We start from the raw sequence: 22,070 nt of genomic DNA on the forward strand, positions 1-22,070 counted from the left end.
TGCGGAGTGACTGCATTTTGTGTTCATGTCTGTTTCGTCATATCCCCGTCAAAAACATACGGGGATATGACGGTGCTCTCTTTTTGAGATTAACAGGGCCTTGCTTGCATTTATCTTATTGTTGATAAATTGACGAACACCTACTGTCCTTGACTACGCAGTGAGTTATAAACTTTTTGGAAGTATTGCATGCTTTGCTGATCGTTAAGCTTGCGAGCATAGCTGACCCCTAATTCAAACAATTGCGGGTCATAATTATACTTGCGCAAGGTCGATTTTATTTGTCTTAAGGCTTTTTGTGTTTGTCCTAGCGAGTCTAACGTCAAAAAGTACACCAAGGCATATTGCGGATTGCTTGCTTCATATTTAATGGCTTTATTAAACGCTGACAAGGCCGACTGTTTGTTACCTGCACGAATTTGATGCATACCGAAACTGTAATTAAGTACGGCTGATGTTGGGTTTGTTTGCAGTCCTAGGCGATAGGTTGCTGTTTCCTGCTGCGCTTGCCCTGTGTTGCGGTACAGCTCAGCCAAGTTGACGTAAGCGGATTCAAAATAGGGGTCGATGTTGATACTGTGTTGTAGCGACGCAATCGCTTGTTTATATTTGCCTTGATTGGTATCGAGTAAGCTTTGATTCAAATTTCCTTCACCTCGCCAAGCGCTCATCGCATTGGCGTGCAATAACTCTTGATAGGCTTTAACAAACACGGCGTTACTCTCCATCCCTGTCGCCACTAGATGCTCAGCAGCGGCGACACGCACCGCTTTATATGCGTCGTTTAACAAGTCCTTATAAGCATGCAACCGGTCTTCAATAGCTAACAAGTTCCCCATTTTGGCTGTCGCTAAGCGCAGCAATGGTAGGTCGGAATTCAACCATGGCTGGATCATAGCGTCTGTTAACGGCTGCCCGGTATAACGCCAATGCATAATGGCACTGGCGCGTTTTATCTCGGCTAAGGTTGTATCATTTATCATCTGCAAATGTTGCTCAGCTGATACATATTGGCCTGCCATTAAGTGAATAAAATCTAGCTCACTCTGGCTTTGTGCCTGTGGCTTACCATGCAATTTAACAAGACTTTCTGCCGCCCATTTATTCGACTTGTCATCATGACAATTCTGACAGGCGCTTGGTATATCAAAGGTGTCCGCTAAATGTGGACGAGGAATGGAAAAACTGTGATCACGACGCTCGTCGACACCCATATAGGTGCGCTCAGGCATATGGCATTCAACGCATTGACTGCCGGCACTGGTTAAGGCATGACCTGTATGTTTTTCCGATTGATAATTGTCACTGTTATGACATTGCAAACACAATCCATTATCTGGGATTTTAACCTTCATTGTGTGCTTGTCGTGGCAATCCAAACAATTCACACCGGCCTGATGCATTTTACTTTGTAGGAATGAACCGTAGACATAAACCTCTTCTTTAATTTGACCATCGTCAAAGTACAAAGGCTGCTCTAATAATGACGGGCTAAATTGATCGAGAAATGCGGTGCTAGCACTGATGCCATCGGTGAGTGGCGAACGCAATGAGTGACAAGCAAAACAACTGTCCATAAAAGCATTATCACGCTTATCACCGACCCATTTAGCAATCTTTTCACCGCGAGATAATTGCCAACCACCGACCAACTTATCTACCGTAGCCAGAGACGGCTTTGAATGGTCATCAGCCATTTCACCGTGACATGACTGACATCCGACATTGATATTGTCCCAAGACGTATCAAATCTATCTTCAGCAGCATTATAATTGCGTTTTAAACCATCCGAGTGACAGTCAGCGCACATACCATTCCAATTTTGTAATGGTTGTCGCCAGTGCAAACGGTCTTGTGGCTTAATTTCTTCTTGTTGATAAATATGATACCAGCGCTGCCCCCCTTGATTTTCTGGACGCGTATCCCAGGCAAAGGGAACGATATGGTAACTTCCAGGTTTGGTTTGAACCAAATATTGCTGCAGTGGGTAATGACCGAAGGTATATTCTATTTGTAGCGATTGCGCTTTCTCACCGTAATCTATATCGAGCCAGTATTGGCTGTCGCCGCTAACGTTTTTGCGATAAAAGCGCGCCTTTTGGCCGTAATGCTCCACCTTAACATCATCAAAATTAGCCAACACGGATGTCGGGCTAGCCTTCGCCATCGCTTTGGCATGATCGGATTGTTGCCAGGCATTAGTCTGCTCACTGTGGCAGCTAACGCAGTTTTCAGGACTGGCAATGGATGGTAAAGACTGCAGTGAAAACAACAGCAACGAAAGGGAAAATAGAATGCGTATCATAAAGGCGTAATTTTATTATTATTGAACGCTAAACCTAACAAAAACGAGCAAAAAGTAAATAAACTATTTGCTCATTTTCCAATTAGCTAACGATAGGGTGAGGATAAATTTGGCAATCAGGAAACACTTTAGCGATTTCTTGTTCACTCATTTGCCAGTGTTGTTGTAAAGCAGTTGCTATCCAAGAGAAAGTATTGGTGGTCGGCATTAAATCTCGTTGCTTAAACAATTGCTCTGGCGCCAGCCCAGGCCACTGGCCTAAGATTTTGCCGCCAGAAACCGCACCACCAAGCAAAAACATCGCACCACCGGTACCATGGTCGGTACCACCAGTACCATTTTCCTTCACCGTTCGACCAAATTCTGTGGCGATAACAACCACAGTATCTTGCCATTGCTCGGCCAGTTCCGCCTGCAAAGCATCGATGCCTTTGTCGAGCTGCTCTAATTGACGCTCGAGACGAAAAGCTTGATTATTGTGTGTGTCCCAGCCACCAAGCTGCAACATCGCACAGTCCGTCGAGCTGTCACTTTTTAACAATCGACCACAGGCTTTCGATAATTCGACAAAATGACTCTTTTTACTCGCCATATCGCCAGTGACCGCTTTGGTATCGATCGCTTCTTGCAATCGGCTCATTAACTGTTGGTCATATTCATACAGCGACAAAAGTGCTTCATAAATATTCTCATCTGCGTCTTTAAGATTTGATGGGTACCATGTACTCACCTTGTCACTAGCTCGCATACTGATCGGCACAGAATTGGCCACCGCTAAGCCCTTACTGTTTGGCTGAGTTGTTTGCTCGGTTAATGCCCGACCTAACCAACCAGTATCATGATCCATCGACGGCAAACCACTTTCCAGATAGTCTTGACCATCAAAATGCGAACGTCTTGGATACCCCGTGCCAACGGCAACCACGGGGATCAGTTGTTTTTGATGATACAAGCGATGAAAATTTTGCAAAGCAGGATGCAAAGCAAACTGCTCAGTCAGTACCAGTGGTTCGGCTTTAAAGCTTTTTGACAGCTTAGGTCTCAGCGCACTTAACCGACTTTCTTGGGTTGGTATGACAGTATGCAATGAATCCATTGCGCCACGTAATACCACCCAAACAAATTTCTTGGTTTTGTTTTCAGCAAGGGCTTTACTCAATGCAGGAGCTTGCAACATAAACAGTGATGCTGCCCCCATTGATTTAATAAATTGACGTCTATGCATACAGCCTCCTAGCGTCGCATAAATTCAGGACTAAGCAGCGCTAATGCTAATGCTTGGTCTCGACTTTCAGAACGACTTACCATGTTATACGTAAGGGACGTGTTAGCCAGCGCCAAATTATTATTGATGATATCCATCGCCGATACATCAACTTTGGCCACAAGCATGCTAACCCAATCAATTTTGGCCACCAACGCACTGCTACCATCCCAATCCGCTTGTTCATCACTGTAGCCCGCCGGTGATCCTGCTTTAAACGGAAGCTGACCTAATTCACGCATGGTATAAGACAACTGTTTTTCTTTATACTGATTTAAGCCCAGTGTCCTCAACGTCGAGATCACATAATCTCTTGGCGTTTTAAATTTTTGGCGTTGTGGTTGCCAGCTATAATCTGAATCGATCATGGTCGCGACCACAGATTTTATATCGCCTCGACTTGCCATCCATGTATTGACCATGGCATCAACAAGTTTCGGCTCAGGCTTATCCATAATGAAATGTTTGACCATTTTGTGGCATATATATTGGGCCGTAGTTGGGTGATTTGCTAAATCCTTTAGCATGGCTAAGCCCTGCTTTATACCTTGCTGTTTGTATGTTTTATCCAATAATCGACGGCTGCCTGGTTCATGGCCAAAGCTGCGAAATAAAAAGCCCGGCTGTTCATCACGCTGCACCGCGCCAACGCTCCAACCTGTTATGGCTTTGGCCAACTCAATGACATCTTGTTGATTGTATGGACCGTCAACACCTAAGGTGTGTAATTCTAAGATTTCACGTGCCAAGTTTTCATTGAGTCCTCGGCCTCTCTTGCCGGCTTGCGAATTTTTGCCAAATGATTGTTCATTGTTTAAATAAATTAACATAGCAGGGTGCTGCACCACCGCAATCAACAGATCTTCAAAGCGACCGAACAAATTGTTGGCGATGGCTTCGCGCTCTAACGTCGGTGCCAGTATGAGCATCACAGGGCCTTGGCCCGTTACCGAAAAATGGTTTGAGAAAAAGTCAAGCAAGCGCCAGTTAATGGTATTGGTAGAGTGTACCGCACCAGTGATACTGCTGACCGACACTTTCTGAAAACTCTGTCGGCTCAGGCGCTGTCTTTGTTGGCGCAACTGTTTTAATTGCTCTTCGCTTTGCCCTGATTTTTTTGCTTGCCTGTATTGCTTAATCAATTCACCAGCTTTGCTCATCAAGGTATTCGAATCTGGTAATTCATCATTAAAAACAACAGGAGTTAAGCCGTGCTTCAAATAGGCCTTTGGATTGCCGGCCGCTAACTGCAACTCTTCGCCGCTACCACCGTAGCCAAAGCGATTTAATGCAATTGCCGCGTGTTGATGATTTTTAGCCATACTCTCCATACCATTATTTTTTTGCTTAACTTAACATTAACAAGTCATCGGTATTCAGCCACTGACTTTACACTTCTTTACCAAGGCTTGTTACGGCCTATTCCAGTTTACCTTGCTTAGTTTTTGCAAAAAGTTTTGAATCATCTCTTTATGGGCTGGATCGCCAGCCAAGTTATGCCATTCATTAGGATCTTGCAGTAAGTCGTATAACTCATGCTTGCCACTATCAACTTTGGTAAAACGATACTTCTCGGTGACCAATCCATGGGTACCTTTTGCAGCGGTATAGACGACATTGTCCCAAGCAACATGTTCGCCTTGCAACAAAGGGACTAAGCTTCTGCCATGTAAGTTTATAGTTTTGTTTGGAGTGCTGTTTGTCAGTTCCATTATCGTTGGATACAGATCGATATTTTGCACCAAGGTGTCAACCACTATGCCTGCTTTACTATTTTGCGTTTTAATCATAAGTGGGCTACGCAAAGCAATATGAAATGGCGTGTTTTTACGCCATAAACCGTGATCTGTTAAATGATAACCGTGATCGCCCCAAACAATGATAATGGTATTGTCATACAGGTCTTCATCTTTTAATGTCTGAATGATTTTACCCATTTGCGCATCAGCATAGCTGGTGCTGGCCATATAACCTCTGATAAGTTGTTGCGCAGTATTATCATCCACACCTTCGTTCCAACCAAAGTCGCGTGTTTTACTTTTGTACTTTGCGTTATCAAAAGCCTCTGGAGCACCAATAGGGTAAGGTGCCAGTTTGCCTGCATCTTGCGGATACATATCGAAGTATTTCTTCGGAGCAACCCAAGGCATATGTGGGCGTGAAAAGCCGGCTGAAATCATAAAGGGTTTACTTTTATCACGTTTATTAACGATTAAATCGATAACCGAGCTCGCAGTTTGACCGTCGATAAGCAAGTCGTCAGGGCCGTCCACAGAGGCATACATCAACGAGCCAGGGCCTGCCCCCTTGTCTTTATAAATTTTTATCTGATCTTGGCGACCGCCAATGTCGACGATTTTACTTTCTATATTAGGGCCGCCATCTTTGTATTTCCCTTGCCAAAATTTACCAGCAATATCCCAAGACTTTTTCTCGCTACCAGGTACTTTGCCATGGTAGAGCTTACCTCGAGTTGCTGTCCAATAGCCGTTGTCTCTTAATACTCTTGGCCATGTCGTTTGCGCCTTGATCAGGTTCTGATGTTTGTTGTTTTTCCAATCCCCCTGCAAATCAAAACGCACACCGGTAAGCATCGCCGCGCGCGATGGGTTGCACAAAGGATAGTTAACGTAGGCACGATCAAATCTGACTGCATCTTGCGCAAACGCATCCAAGTTTGGCGTAATAGGTTCGGGTTCATTGTAGGCGCCAATAAGAGGCCGTAAGTCATCAAAAGCAATAAACAGAATATTGGGTTGTGTTTGCTTGCTCTCGGTGCTGGTCTCTGAAGCTTGCACGCTACCCCCTATGGCTATACTGCAACAGATGCTGAGGGTAAGTAATGTTTGCATAAAACTGTTCATAACGCGCCCTGTTATACCTTGATTTTTCCGCTGATATACAACCAGCGCTCATATATCCAAGAATCGATTTTAAAGCTATCGCTGCCACGAACAGGAGGCTTTAACGTCATCGATGTCGGGACAGTAAACGTTTCGCCGGTTTGCTCAAAAACAAAAGCGGCAATATTTAGCAGTTCAACCTGTACCAATGGGTTTGGCTCGTGGCTGATCAATTTTGTTAGCTCACTGACAGAATCCACTTGTTGTTGTAGAGTGAGAAATTCAATCGCACGGGCTTTTATTAAAACATGCGATGAATTTGTCAACACGTGTTGTACTAAGGTAGTTTGTTCAGAAGCTTGAGAGCCAAAAGAGCTAAGACTGATAAGACTCCAAATCTTTTGCGCATCAGTGCCGGTGTTTAGGTAATTAACGAGTTTGGCTTGCACGTCTTTGTATGGCTGTAATTGCAAATCGGCAATGGCGATAAGCTGTTCAATGTTCGGCTGTTGCGCCTGCCCCCATTCAAAGGCCTTGCCTTTACTTTGTGCTAACCACATCGATTCTGGTAAAAAACCCAAATCAGGCAAGTTTATCAATCTGTGCCGTAATTTCGTTCGCATCGCCAGCAAGGTATTTTGGTAGGCTTCATCGGTCGCCAGATTATTGGTTTCATAAGGGTCGGCTTCAATATCGTATAATGACTCTGTGCCCGACAACTCAAAAAACGCGCTTTGCGCAGCATTTAATTTACCTTCGCGATACAGTTGCTTCCATTGTTTAAAGGCGTGTTGTCGATAACGATAATAGGCATACAAACTGTCGCTGTAATACGGTTGATAATGGCGAATGTATTTATATTTACCAATACGGATTGAACGCACTAAGTCAGATTTTTCATCAAAACGATCAGCGTGTGAAAACGTATTGTTACGTTTATTTAGTTGCTGCAAACTGAGATCTTTCGCTAAAAAAGATTGACCGTCCATTTGCTTTTCTGCATCTAAACCCGCCAGTGATAACATGGTCGGGGCAAAATCGATAAAACTAACAAAGCCGTCAACTCGAGTGTTTTCGCTCGCTAAACCCTTGCCAACTAAATACTTAAAGTTTTCCGGTACTCGTACCACTAAAGGTACATGCAAACCACGGTCAAAAAGATATCCCTTACTACCGGGCAACACGCCGCCATGATCACCGAAATAGAAAATAAAAGTGTTTTCCAATTCTCCGTCTTGTTCAAGTTGTTTAATGACCGCGCCCATTTGCGCATCTGCGGTTTTATGGTTATCTAATGTGCGAGCCATAGTGTATCTAAACAACTCGGTATCTGGGTAGATTGGCGCTAAGCGGACCTGTTTTGGATCGTGTTTGGTCTTGCGGTTTTGTACTTGGCCTTTATTAAAGTGCAGCTTACCTTCATGGGTAATTCCAAAGGTTTGCACATGAAAAAATGACTGTTCCGGTTGACGATTTCGCCAGCTTGCTGTTTTTGATGACTCATCCCACAGCTTATCCTGTGCGATAAAATTGTAATCGGTTTTAGCACGGTTTGTGGTGTAGTAGCCCGCATCTCGTAGTAATTCATTAAAGGTTTTAAAACCCTGCGGTAACGATACCTCTTGATAACCACGATGATGCAAGGTACCAAGTTTCGGCCCATAAATGCCAGTTGCCAATGTTGTTCGTGCCGTTGAGCACACCGGTGCATTGGAAAACGCATTATTAAAGGTCAAGCCTTGTGACGCAAGCTTTTCCACCGTCGGCATACTGGTTCCGGCATCATCGTAAAGCTTTAAGTAATGCTTAGAGTTATCTTCGGTAATAAGCCAAAGGATATTTGGCTTTTTTTCTGGTTTGCTTTGTGCAACTGTTGATTCGGCATGCACAAGACCGGCACTAAGTGCGCTACTCAGTACTAACGAGACTGTTAGAAACTTTGCTATCAATAAGTTAAATCTATTCACCGTACCTGCCTTGCTGATTATTGAGCTTGTATGCGAATAGGATTCGCCGTTAATTCTTTGCTGAATGCACTCACTGTAATGTCACCGCTTTGCCCTTGTTTACTGCGAATAACTAACAAGGCTTTACCATTAAAAGCGCGGCGGTAGTTAGCAATAAACGGCTCCGTTGTTGCAGAGTCACCATTACCTACAGCAGCAATGGTTGCTGGGCCATCAACTTTAAAGTGAATTAAGTTATCTGCATCAGGCACTAAATTACCATTGGCATCGACAACATCGACGGTAATAAACGATAAATCATCACCATCGGCGTCAATCACCACTCGATCGGCGCTGAGCACAACATTCGATGCAGGACCTGCCGTATGAATCTGTTTTTCCGCCACCATTTTGCCTTGGCTGTAGGCAACCACTCTAATATCGCCAGGCTGATATTCGACTTGCCACTGCAAACGATACGGTGAATCAAAATATTGCATTTGCTTTTGATAACGTAAACTCACTGGAATGCGTACCGTATCGACACCTTTTACCTTCTTGCCCATAGACTTGCCATTGACAAATAATTCAACTTCTTCGGCGTTGCTATAGGCGACAACGGGGATAGTTTCGCCAATTCGATTTGGCCAATTCCAGTGTGGTAATACATGAACCATTGGGGTTTGTGTCCATTGGCTTTGATACATGTAAAACCTGTCTTTAGCAAAGCCCGCTAAATCGACCGCACCAAATGATGAACTGCGCGCTGGCCAATCTTGGTTCCAATAAAACTTATCACCATGATCACGACCGCCATAAGGAGTAGGCTCGCCAATATAGTCAAAACCGGTCCAAATATACTCGCCCATAACCGATGGGTTTTGAGCTAAATAGTGCCATTCAATGTCAGGAATATAAGCCCAATATGGAGCGTAATTATCGTAGCTTGAAACGTATTTAGTTGGGTGTTTTTCGATAGGTTTTACCGGGAAATGATATTCGCCACGGGTACTCACAACAGAAGAGGTTTCAGTACCTAACACGGGTTTACCTTGATATAGATCGATGATATCAGCGTATTCAGTTGCCTTGTAATTTAAGCCAACGATATCAATTTCTTCGGCAATTTTGCTTTTCACAAAATGCGGATAGTCACTTAATCCTGCCGTCACCAAGCGTGTCGGATCGGCTTTTTTAACAATGTTGGTTAACCGCTTAGCATATTTCCAACCGTCTTTTTTCTTTTGCTCATAGATTTCATTGCCTATGCTCCACATAATTACCGACGGGTTATTGCGATGGATTTTTACCATGTCGGTTAAATCGCGTTCTGACCATTGGTTATAGTATTTATGGTAGCCATTAACCACCGTTGCTTTCGGCTTTTTCCAGGTATCAAACGCTTCGACTTGCAGCAAAATTCCCATTTTATCCGCTAGCTCGACCAATTCTGGTGATGGTGGGTTATGAGCTGTACGCACCGAGTTTACACCCATGTTTTGCATAATCTGCAATTTACGTTCAATTGCTCTGGTATTGGCAACAGCACCTAATGGGCCATTATCATGATGCAAGCATACCCCTTGAATTTGCACTCGACGGCCGTTTAACCAAAAGCCATCGTCAGCTTTAAATTCGATAGTGCGAATGCCTAGCGGATTAAGCTCTGAATCAACCACCTCCCCCTTATTTAACAAGCTTGTTTTTACTTGATAACGGTATGGGTTTTCGACATCCCAACGAATCGGCTTGTCGATATTTAAGCTAAGCTCAGTAACACCATTGGTGGTAATACTGGATAATTTTTTGACCTTTTTACTGACGATTACGCCCTTGGCATTGAGTATTTCAACAGCAAGTTTTAGATCCTCGTTTTCGCCATGAACATGGGTCGAAATAACGACACTGGCTTGTTCATCGCTGACCTTAGGCGTGCTTATTTGTGTTGACCATTGTTCGATGTGATCAGGGTTATTAAATTCAATCCAAGTATTGCGGTATATTCCAGAGCCTGAATACCAACGAGCAGCATAATTTTCTGGCGCAACTTTAACCGCAACAACGTTTTCTTTACCTGGAGCATTTAGATGCTCACTGATTTCGTAATTAAAGCCGATATAGCCAAATGGACGTTTGCCAACCAAGGTGCCGTTGACAAAAACTTCACTATTGGCCATTACACCATCAAATGTTAAGTGAACTAACTTGCCTTTGGCCTGCTCCGGCAGGGTAAATGATTTGCGATACCACGCTGTACCAAAAACCGGTAAGCCACCATTACGAGCGCTGTATTTCTTGGAAAACGGTCCTTCGATGGCCCAGTCGTGAGGCAAATCTAAAACACGCCATTGTGCATCGTTAAAATCACTTTGATGTGCGCCTTCAATGTCGCCTTTGGCAAACTGCCATTGCGCATTAAAGCTTTGTTTATCTAATGAATAGCTAAGGGTATTGGCCATTGATGATAATGACATCAAAGCGGCACTTAGCAAGACAAATGGTTTAAACATGGTTTTCATCATTGATTAGCTCTTATTGTTTTTATTTTTCTTTTTCCAAGGATTTGGCAGCTTTTTCAAGGTAAACTCTGGGTGCGGTGTACGAGATGCCTCAATTTGTTTGGCCAATTGGGTGACGATGTCAGGGTGCTGCTTAGCGATATTGTTTGTCTCACCAATATCCTTGGCAAGATTATAAAGCTCTAACGGTTTATTATAACGCTTTACTAACTTCCAATCGCCATGCCTAATGGCTTGCAGTGGGCCTTCACGCTCATTAAACTCCCAGTACAAGTAATCATGCTGCAGCTGTTTGCCATCACCTAACAAGGTATTGGCCATAGAAATACCATCGTTTTTAGGGCACTGTTTAGCACCCGCGAAATCGCAAAATGTCGACATCATGTCCCACATTGCCGACACGTGATCAGACTCACTATTGGCGGCAATTTTTCCAGGCCAACGGGCGATAAATGGCACCCGAATACCGCCTTCGTATAAATCACGTTTACGACCTTTTAACGCTCCGTTACTGTCGAAAAAACCCCGATCGTATTCATGACCATTATCACTGCTAAAGATAACCAGTGTGTTATTAGCCAAGCCATGCTGTTCTAGGGTTTGCATTAATTTGCCAATATCATCATCCATGCGCGATATCATCCCTGCGTAAGTGGTGTTGCCTTCGGCATCATTGCGATAGTGGCCTTGGGTATCCATTTCACGTTTTGGCCAACCTAGATCTAAATACTGCTGTTTAGAGTCTTCTGGCACCGTAAGTGCTAAATGAGGAATGGTGTACGAAAGGTAGAGAAAAAATGGTTGCTCAGCGTCTTGTTGCGCAACATATTCAAGCGCTTTATCAGTGAATAAGTCGTGAATATAGACCCCTTCATTATTTAAGTAGTCGTTGTCTTCAAGAACAAAAGGTTGGTTGTTTTCAAATAAACGATGCCAGTAATAATGATGCGCATCTAAATGTGCTTTTAGACCATAAAAGTAATCGAAACCTTGCTGATTTGGCATCGCTGGTAAATGCGCATTATTGTCCTCTTTGGCTTCCGATAAACCCCACTTACCGATCACCGCGGTTTTATAACCGTTATCTTTAAGCATTTCGGCAATAGTGATGTCTTGCGGCTTTAGATCAACCGGCGTACCACTATTAGTCCATGCTGGATTGCCACGAATAGGACTGTGTCCCGTATGCAACCCCGTGAGTAAGCTGGCACGAGAAGGTCCACACACCGTTGATCCAGCATAATGCTGGGTAAAGCGCATGCCTTGATGCGCTAATGCATCCAAATTTGGTGTTTTGGTTTTGCGTTGACCGTAGGAGCCGAGATCACCATAGCCCATATCATCAGCAAGAATGTAGATGATATTGGGAGGAGTTGCTGACGTTGCATTTTCTCTCGAATCGCTTGTCGGTTGTTCAGCAACACAGCCAGTGCAAACAGTAACAAGGCTAAGTTGTGCTAAAGTCATTATTGCTTTTCTGGTTAGCATTTTCATAATCAACCAAGGTTTTAATTTTTATTGTATGAATTATATGATAAATAAAAGTGGCCGTGAAATACAGAATATTTACGATTAATTTACTTAAACTAAATAATGCCAGAAAATGAAAGAAACAGCAGCCTGATCGAGTGTCAGGCTGGTCGGTAGCAGCTTATTGTGCCTTAAGCTTTATGATGGTTAGCGATAGTGGTGATAGTTGCATCTGCAACTGCTGGCGATTACTCAGTTTTTTATCACCTTTAAGCTCATCAAAATATACTGTCGGGAACTCATCTTCAGGATGTTCGCCGGTATACACCCATTGCTGAAATTGACCGTCGTGATTGAAATCAGTTAAATCTATTTGCACAGCTTCAGCGTGGTAATTTTTATTAATTAAGGCGATAGACATTTGGCTTTTATCCTTAGACAGCGTCGCATAACTGCGCACAAAGCCATGTTTTTCCGGCAATTGTATAACCTCAGATAAACTGTGATTATTGATGAGTTTAATCACTTCGCCAATCGGCGTAAGCGTATTCTCTGCAGTGTTATTCAATGAGTTTGCTAGCAAGCCATGAAAACCACCAAACTCACCGTCCCAAGAACTGTGCGTATTCCAATGAATCATATGGCTGACATTTTTAAAGTTATGCGTGGTTAACGTCATCTCAGCAAACAGCAAAGACTTCCAAAGATCATTCGCATAATTCATGCCTTGATCGATATGAGCCTCGTCAGCATTAGCATACAATTTGGGCTTTTTGTCTAAGTCGACGATGTTAAATTGCTCGCCCTTATTGGCCTTGCTGGCCGACAAATTAAAGCGGTTGTTGTCGTAATTAAACGCGATAAAACGATTAGCAAATGCCACTGACTTAACTCGATAATGCTCTTTGCCGGCTTTTATAATTTGAAAACGTGCTTTGTCGCTGAAAGTCTCAGCAATCTGCAACTCACTGTCGGCATTTTCGCCCGCCGTAATAAAACAGCCATCACATCCATAAGGACGTAAGACAAAATCGCCATCTTTCAACAGCTTAATATGAATCGCATGATTATTAATGCCCTTGCCCCAGTATTTGGTAACAAAGGTTTTGTCTGCACTCAATATCATCGACGCGTTACTGTTTTTCTGTGCCGATCGAAATAAGGCATAACCTTTTGGCTTGCTTTCAGGATAGTCGCCACCGGTGACACCATACTCAGTAATGATCAGCGGTACCTGTTTGTGATGTGTACTGTTGTCTGCGTAGCGTTGCAGTTTATCAATTTTGCTGGTTATCTTGCCGTTGTAATTGCGCCATCTGAGATATGATTCAGACCAAGCACGGCCAAATAAGTATTGATGCGGTGATAAAAAATCGATGTATTGACCGATATCTTCATTATTGAGCGCTTCGGCTATCCAATTGCTGCGGCCATCTTCGCCAAAACCGATGTGGATACTCGGGTCAACTTGCTTCATCGCCTGAGCAATTTCAACAAAGTGTTTAAAGTAGGTGCTTTTATCGACATGCATGGCAACTTCATTGCCCAATTGCCAGTATTTGATATTGTAATTTCGGGTAATATTAGCGTAGCGAACCCATTCAATGGCGTGCTGTTTCAAGTCATCAAAATCAACGACGCTGTCGCTTTTTTGCCAGCCCAGCATATTAACCATGACCAACGGCTCTATTTGTAAAGACTGGCAATAGCGCACAAACTCGTCGAAATCGAGCGACTTTTTAAAATATCCTTTATCATCAACCGCCCAAGGATAATTTCCAGGGGCCGTACCGCGACTGACGACTCTTGGTGTTAAGCCGTCAGCGCCATCGTTAAATGGTGCATCTGTGAATAGATAATTATCCGCTAAATGGCCATAAGGAAAACGCAGCATACCAAGTTTCATCTCGCCAATGCGCTGTTGCATGCTCACTTTACGTGGCCAATGTGTATCTGAACTCATTAAAAAGTTTACATTCTCACCTACCAGAGGTTGCTGCAAACTTTTGACGATTTTTGTCGTGTTAATTTCGATACGTTGTTTGCCAACACTTGCCGTACTATGGCCTGCCACAAACAACAACACCAGAGGTAACAAGCGTAACTGCTTCATCTAAGTCTCCACTGTAAAAAATGTCGTTAATGCTTATCTGGCCAATAGTCAAAATTCCAACTATCAATGTCGGCGTGCGTACGAGAGTTGTCCATCAGCTCAACCATATGCTTGGCAAGCTCAGGAAAAATATCGGCGACGTCTGTGGACTCTTGATGATCGACACTCAAGTTATATAGCTCGACCGGTGGATTGGTTCTAAATTTCTCATTATAACGACGCACCGCTTTCCATTGACCTTCATTGTTATCAAAACGAATGGCCTGAGCGTGTTCGCCATTATTATTATGAAACTCCCAGTATAAGTGCTGATGTTTAGCCTGCTTATCGCTCGCCAACAGGGTTGGCAAAAAAGAAATACCATCAATATTATCCGGCAATGTAGCGCCACCGACTTCGGCGATGGTTGGCATCACGTCCCAAAACGCCGATAAATGATTTGATTGACTGTTAGCGGCTATTTTTCCAGGCCACCATGCAATGGTTGGCATACGAATGCCACCCTCATATAAATCACGTTTATAGCCTCGATATGGACCATTGCTATCAAAAAAGGTCAGATCAGCACCACCTTCCCATGAAGGACCATTATCGCTACTAAAAATGACTAAAGTATTGTCGGCCAGGTTCAACTGTTCTAGCTTGCGCATCACCTTGCCAATAGAGCGATCTAAATGAGTGATCATCGCAGCTCGGGTGGCTTTGGGTTGCAACACCGGCATGTATCTTTGCTCACCACCAACATTTGGTGTTTCCTCAAAATGCTGATACGCGGCGATCTCTTCCTTGGGCGCTTGCAATGCCGCATGTGGTGCAGCAAAAGACAGGTATAAGAAAAACGGATTATGTTGATTCTCATCTATATATCGTAGCGCATCATCCGCTAAGCGCTGCTGCGCAAAATCATCACGCTGATAAGGTTTGTAGCTTTGTGGATCATTGATATCCGCACCTTCAGGCAACGCTTGATGGGTATCTAGATATTCATTATCTAGGGCAAACCATTGTTCGTTTTTCCATAGATGTGTTGGGTAGTGATTGTGCGCCTGCTTTTGATCTAAATAGCCGAAGAAGTAATCGAAGCCTTGTTTATTCGGGGTGCCATAAGAACCTGGTCCGCCTAAGCCCCACTTACCTATCAGCGCCGTTTCATAACCGGCTTGTTGCATCATAGTACCGATAGTATCTGTACCTGGACGCAACGGCATCTGGCCGAATTCTTCTTCGTCTAAAAAAGTGCCTAATTCATAATTACCGCGAATCTGGACTGTTCCTGGATGCTTACCCGTAACCAATGACGCTCGAGACGGTGCGCAAACAGTGCTGCCGGCATAGTGCTGAGTTAGGCGCATACCTTGTTCAGCCATTGCATCTAGGCTTGGTGTCTTGATATGTTTTTGGCCAAAGGCACCGATATCACCGTAACCCAAATCATCGACCAAAATATAAATAATATTAGGGCGATTATCGTCACGTTGCGGCTGTGATTCATGCACGCTATTGGCACTATCGGCAAGATTCTCGGGTTGCGATTGTTTACAACCAATAGCAAGCACAGAGACAGCCAATAAAGGTAATATTTTGCTCGTATAAGTGTTCGTCATAGTCATGCTCCAGATTATTACTGCGCGTTAATAAGCAGTGATGTCGGTGCGAGTCCCTCACCTTTAATAGTGACCGTAATAGGCCCTGCTGTATCCGTCGCTTGCAGCAACGCCAGAGCTTTGCCCATAAACGCCTTACGATTAGCAACTTTATGCGGCTCAAGATCGAGAATATCGCCATTTTCAACACCAATCAGCTTACCCGGTCCGGATACATCAATATAAAGGCGATTATTGGCTTCCGGGACCATATGGCCATTTTTATCAACGACATCCAGAGTCAGGTGAACCACATCGGTTTGATTGGCGTTGATCTGGGTTTTATCCGCAGTAATTGCTACCGAATAGGCTTGCTGCGCCGTATGCACTGATTTTGTCACCACTGTTTTGCCATTTTTCTTAGCGTGGACAGTTAACTCACCAGGTTGATATGGCACAAGCCAAACCAATTGCATGTCATCTGTCATCGCTTTCTCACCTAAAGATTTGCCGTTTAAAAACAGTTCGGCAGACGGTAGATTGGTGTAGACAACCACAGGAATTTGCATTCCTTCTTTACCATGGTGGCTCCAATGTGGATCGAGATGCACCATTGGCTCTTTACTCCACTGGCTCTGGTAAAGATAATAAGGACCTTTGGCAAAGCCGGCTAAATCAAGTACACCGAAGTTCGCCGTTCTTGCTGGCCAGCCGAACGATTCACCTAAGTAATCAAAGGCTGTCCAACGGAAAGTGCCTAGCATGTACGGCAGATCGCGAGCGATTTTAATTTCCTCACGAATAGGCATTCGTACAACAGAGTTATCAAACGACGAACCATATGCACCATCAATACCCGGAAATACTTCTTGTTCGGTTAAATCAGGGATGTCATAGACTTTGTTTTTGATATTTTGCCAGATCTTTTTCGGACCCGCTGTAGAGCGTACTTCCCATGGCGCAGGAAAATCTCTAACTCGGTAGCTGGTTTTACTACGATAAATACCGCGAGTGTGTATGGTATGCGTCATTTCCGTACCAATCACTGGCGTATCAGGATTTTTCTTATGAAACTTCTCTATTGCGCCTTTGAATTCGCCATGACCATTAAAGCCAGCGATGGTTAAATAGCCTCCTGCGTAACCACGACCTTGAGTTACCGGACGGGTATCATCCAATGTTAAGGCAAATTCAACCAGCGTTTTTTGCTGCTCAGGAGTGTAGTTTGGCACTTCGTTGCCAACGCTCCACATAATGACACTCGGGTGATTACGATCACGACGCATAAAGTCGGTGAGATCGCGTTGCCACCACTGCTCAAAGTACAAGCCGTAATCATATTTAGCCTTTGCATCCCACCAGCCATCAAACGCTTCATTCATCAACATAAAGCCCATTTCATCAGCCATTTGGTAAAACTCAGGAGCAAATGGATTATGCGTGGTTCGAATGGCATTAACGCCCATATCTTTTAATGTTTGCATACGTCTGCGCAATACATCGTCAGGTACCGCAGCACCAACAGGACCGGCATCATGGTGCATACTTATGCCCTTTAATATTGTCTCATGGCCATTAAGTAAGAAACCTTTTTCGGCACTGAATTCGAGTGAACGAAAACCGGTTGTCGTTTGGTAGTGGTCGATGATGGTGTCACCTTGCTGTAGTACACTTTTGATGGTGTAAAGATAAGGCGAATCTGGAGACCAAAGCTGTGGCTTGTTGAGCAACAGTTGTTGTTCAACCGGCTCTATTTGCCCGGCAATGATTTGCACCTCAGTTTGCACCTGCTCAACTACGTTACCCTGCTGGTCAATCACTTGATTGCGTAGCGTTAATTGAGCATCACGTTTATCTAAATTGGCAATTTCCGTACGAATTTTCACATCGGCCTGCTGTTCATTGACCTTGTCGGCTCGCACGAACGTGCCACTGTATGGGATATGTTGCTTGTTCGTCGTCGTTAACCAAACATGACGGTATATACCTGAACCGGTATACCAACGACCACTAGGCGCTCTGCTGTTATCTACACGAACAGCGATCACATTATTACCTTGATGCAGGTGCTCGGTGATGTCGTAACTGAAACTGATATAACCGTAGGGACGTTTACCTACCAATTTGCCATTAACCCACACCTCAGAATTCATATAAACACCATCAAATTCGATGAATACATGTTTATTATGCCAATTTGGTTGATAGCTAATATGCTTACGGTACCAGCCCGTTCCCGTCGGTAGGAATCCTCCAGCGATGCCTGCTGGATTTTCTTGGTCGTATTCGCCCTCAATGCTCCAATCATGAGGTAAATTAAGCGTTCGCCAATCATTGTCATCAAATGCCGCATGTTTCGCTGCGGCGTCATCGCCCAGTTTGAATTGCCAGTCAAAATCAATATTTATGCGAGTTCGAGGCGCTTCTGGTTCAACCTGAGCAATGGCTGTGTCGTTGCAGGCGCTCAGTGATGAAAGCATGGTAAAGGTTATACAAATTACCCACAGAGGCCATTTAACAAGAGTGTGCATCATTGTGTGAAATCCTAAGGTTTATGCAAAACTAAAAAAAAAGATTGATAGGCCATGTATGCAGCGTTATCAATCTTTTCTATATAATTTGCCGCTTAACATGATACGCAGGTTAAGCGGCGAGGGAGATTAGAAATTTAAGCGCACACCTGCATAATAGGTGACACCGCGATGCTGTTGTTCCCAGATGAAATCTTTATGCGCCACACCGACCTTATCGTTTGAAAGGTTGCCCTTTGTGGTCGTTTCGTCTAGCAAGTTTGCACCTTGGGCAAAGAACTGCACATATTTGTTTACTCTGTACTTGATGTTCAGACTTAAGTTTTCACTTGGCCAACTTACGGCGTAGTTCTGACCATCTCTGGTCGCTTGATACTCTTGTTGATTAAAGTTCAAACGCGCTGAGAAGCTTTTACCATAGTCATAGGTCAGGGCGATATTGTAGGTACTATCGATCCAACCAACAGGTTGATAGTAAATTTCCGTAGGTCGACTTAACGGTGTATCACCAGGCGAACGATTGTTGTAATCTTGGTGCGCATCGTGATAGAAGTCCATGTAGTTACCTGATAGTGCAAAGCCTTTCAAGTAATCGGTGAATTTGCCCAAGTTTTGACGGAATGAAAATTCGACACCATAAACATGGCCACCATCAGCCTTCACCTCAGAGGTTACAGGTAAAGCAAGTGGGTTACCATCGGCATCGGTAACACCTTCCGCTGGAATATAGGTCGCGCCTTGCTCATAAATACCGTCAAGATCTTTGTAGAAACCTGCTAGAGAGTAGTAATCCCACTTGGTTGGGTAGTATTCAATCGATATATCACCCTGAGTCGAAACAATAGGATCCAGATAAGGGTTACCGGCTTTACCTAGAGGTTTACTATCAGCTGGTGCGTTTTCATCAAAGTTATTGTCTTTCAGATCGACACTTGAGTTTATCTCACCAAGGCTCGGTTTAATGACCGCTTTACCTGCACCTATACGAATGACAACGTCATCGATAAGGCGTAAGTTAACGTTTAATGTCGGTAACACTTCACTATAATCATGCTTTTCGGTTGCCCATTCTAGGTCACCGATGATTAGTTCAAATTCGTTTAAATTCTCATCAACAGGGGTTAGGTAAAACGGACTTTGCCAACTTGATGATTCCAATTCTGTTTCAAAGTAACGAACACCAATGATACCGTCATACCAGTCACCAGCGAAGCTAGCTTGCACATAAACAGCCGTTGTGTTTTCTTCGATTTCATAACTAGACAACTTATCAGCATCATCTAAGTATCTTTCTGGGAACAAACTCGATTTTGCGTTCAAGATATCTTTAGGGTTGAAATAGAAAAACTCATCATAACCATTAATCTTATCAAGTTTTTGATATGGGTTATTGGTTAACGAGGTATTTAGCGCATGGAAGTCGACATCACTGATTTGTGCCCAAGTATTGGCCCAATCTTCATCGGAAATCCAGTCTTGACCATCTTTCGATTTGCGAGAGTTTTTGGCTTCATAAACTTCTCCGTCATCTTTAAAGTCTTTAGTATTCTCAGAATAACGTGCACCGAATTTAAGCTGGTGAACAATACCAAAATCGGTATCCATGATGATATCAAACTTGACCGCTTTTACTTCACTATCCATGGTATTGTGACCATTGGTTAGCTTCTCAAAAGTAAATAAGTCTGGATTGTTTAGTTCTTGGGTTAATTTACTGCGATCTAACTCATAGGTTTCTGGGTTAAAGGCACTGCCATCAGTATCGCTGCCTAAATAAGAGAAACCATATTCATCATTATAATGATCCCACTCGAGGTAATGGTTCATATTGGCACCGTATTTACCATTACCGGTGCGCCATCCCCAGACGCGATCAGCTGTTGATTTAGCAATATCAAAATTAATACGCAAATCGTCAGTGATATCGTATTTAACGTTAACACCGAACACTTCCGTTTCATCTTCGTTTAAGGCGTTGGTTTCCCACTTACCAATGCTATTTACACTTGAGATACCACTCATAACATAGTGATTATCTGGGTTAATATCGGCAAGAGCAGGATCAACATGAGAGATACCACTGGTCAAACCCCAGTGACTCATAACCGCTTGATCCATTTCATATTCATACTTAGACGTTAAGTAATCGATGCTAATAAGCAGGTCATCATTCGGAGCGTATTGCAACGCACCAAATACCGCCGTTTGTTTTTCATCAAAAATTTTTGAACTTAGGGTTGATGCTGGGTTAGCAATTTCATCATTAACACCATCACCGTTCCAGTCCGTTGTCCAACCTAAATTCTGTAATACTGCCGCATTTTTAATGCCTTCGATAAAACGCGTATCATCACGATATGAACCACCAACAGATACCGCTAGGTTATCATTTAAATGCTGGCTTATTAGGCCACTGAAATGACGACCATATTTATCACTGTCGGTAAGCTCTTTTAATAAACTGTGATCTTCATTGCTGGTTAAATCATCGTGCAAATCATTGGTGTTGATCGTTCCAGAGAGTGTTCTGATATTACGATTGACTTCCAGTGGCTTGAAGGTTTCCATGTTTACATGACCAGAAATACCACCTTCTAGAGCGTCGGCTCGAGCCGTTTTATAAACTTGCGCCTTTCGAATACTTGCTGACGGGAATAAGCTTAAGTTGACCGAACGAGAACCAAATGAACTGACAATTTCACGATCGTTTAAGGTAGTCAGAGTGTACGCACCACCCATACCACGCACAGAGATAGTATTGCTTCGACCATTGTCTTGGTTACCTGTTACACCGGTTAGTCGCTCAAGAGATTCGGCGATACTTTGATCAGGTAAGGCACCAACTTCTTCTGCAGATAAGTTATCTGAGATGGTATCGGCAAACTTTTTCATATTGATGGCTGCAACTTCACTCGATCGCATACCACCAACAGTAATGACTTCGATTTCGTCTTCTTTAATAGCTTGTTCTTTCGCTTCAGCTTTTTCTTTTGCTGTTTGCGCTTCCGGTGCTGTCTCTTCTTCTGCAAACGCATAAGAAGTAATTGGCGCCTGAATCGCCATAGCTGCAAGCAAGGCTAAGCTTATTTTGGACTTTCTCATTGTTTCCCCGCCCTTGAATACTTCAAGTGTCACTTGTTATTTTTTGATTGTTATTGTTATCGTTAAACATCGTTATCTCGAAGATTACTTATCAACGCATAAGTAACAGAGAGAACAACCATTAACCAAAACGTTAACATAGGGTTAAATACGAATCAACATTTATGTTACATATATTATAAATAAGAAAGTATTGTGTTTAATGAAATATCACCGAAACAAGCGAAAGCTCTATTTTTAAAGGTCTAGGTGGATTTATAGCGGCAATTTGGTTTTCAAGGACGTTCATATATATAATCATATTTAATATGATTATATCGATATCGACTATTGTTATAGTTATTGGTTTAAACCAATAATAAAGGCCAATACATCGTCAACACTGCGCACTAT

The 22,070-nt window shown here is 43.3% G+C and carries 11 protein-coding genes; all 11 read right to left on the bottom strand.

Annotated features, from left to right (window positions below; all coding sequences use genetic code 11):
• Positions 1–140 precede the first annotated feature (140 nt).
• On the bottom strand, positions 141–2,306 hold the full coding sequence (locus tag E2K93_RS07580) for a multiheme c-type cytochrome (protein ID WP_135438518.1): 2,166 nt from the start codon (positions 2,304–2,306) through the stop codon (positions 141–143).
• 82 nt (positions 2,307–2,388) lie between these two features.
• Positions 2,389–3,531, bottom strand: coding sequence for a DUF1501 domain-containing protein (locus E2K93_RS07585; RefSeq protein ID WP_135438519.1), 1,143 nt, complete (start codon positions 3,529–3,531; stop codon positions 2,389–2,391).
• Positions 3,532–3,539: 8 nt separating this feature from the next.
• Positions 3,540–4,892, bottom strand: a complete 1,353-nt coding sequence (locus tag E2K93_RS07590; RefSeq protein WP_135438520.1) for a DUF1800 domain-containing protein — start codon at positions 4,890–4,892, stop codon at positions 3,540–3,542.
• 90 nt (positions 4,893–4,982) lie between these two features.
• Positions 4,983–6,368 carry a sulfatase gene (locus E2K93_RS07595; protein ID WP_189637887.1) on the bottom strand — a complete coding sequence of 462 codons (1,386 nt, stop codon included), beginning with the start codon at positions 6,366–6,368 and terminating at the stop codon, positions 4,983–4,985.
• A 77-nt stretch (positions 6,369–6,445) separates the two neighbouring features.
• Positions 6,446–8,380: a sulfatase gene (locus tag E2K93_RS07600; RefSeq protein ID WP_135438522.1), complete on the bottom strand. Its 1,935-nt coding sequence runs from the start codon at positions 8,378–8,380 to the stop codon at positions 6,446–6,448.
• 17 nt (positions 8,381–8,397) lie between these two features.
• On the bottom strand, positions 8,398–10,881 hold the full coding sequence (locus E2K93_RS07605; RefSeq protein ID WP_228445551.1) for a glycoside hydrolase family 2 TIM barrel-domain containing protein: 2,484 nt from the start codon (positions 10,879–10,881) through the stop codon (positions 8,398–8,400).
• A gap of 3 nt (positions 10,882–10,884) precedes the next feature.
• Positions 10,885–12,345, bottom strand: a complete 1,461-nt coding sequence (locus tag E2K93_RS07610) for an arylsulfatase (protein WP_228445552.1) — start codon at positions 12,343–12,345, stop codon at positions 10,885–10,887.
• Positions 12,346–12,529: 184 nt separating this feature from the next.
• Positions 12,530–14,461, bottom strand: a complete 1,932-nt coding sequence (locus tag E2K93_RS07615) for a hypothetical protein (RefSeq protein ID WP_135438524.1) — start codon at positions 14,459–14,461, stop codon at positions 12,530–12,532.
• 26 nt (positions 14,462–14,487) lie between these two features.
• Positions 14,488–16,065 (bottom strand): arylsulfatase, encoded by a 1,578-nt coding sequence (locus tag E2K93_RS07620; protein ID WP_228445554.1) that lies wholly within the window; start codon positions 16,063–16,065, stop codon positions 14,488–14,490.
• A gap of 17 nt (positions 16,066–16,082) precedes the next feature.
• Positions 16,083–18,578, bottom strand: a complete 2,496-nt coding sequence (locus tag E2K93_RS07625; protein ID WP_135438526.1) for a sugar-binding domain-containing protein — start codon at positions 18,576–18,578, stop codon at positions 16,083–16,085.
• 126 nt (positions 18,579–18,704) lie between these two features.
• A complete protein-coding gene (locus E2K93_RS07630; RefSeq protein ID WP_135438527.1) occupies positions 18,705–21,677 on the bottom strand; it encodes a TonB-dependent receptor in 2,973 nt (990 codons plus the stop codon).
• Between the last annotated feature and the right edge of the window lie 393 nt (positions 21,678–22,070).

The sequence above is a fragment of the Thalassotalea sp. HSM 43 genome, assembly GCF_004752005.1.
Taxonomy (GTDB): Bacteria; Pseudomonadota; Gammaproteobacteria; order Enterobacterales; family Alteromonadaceae; genus Thalassotalea_A.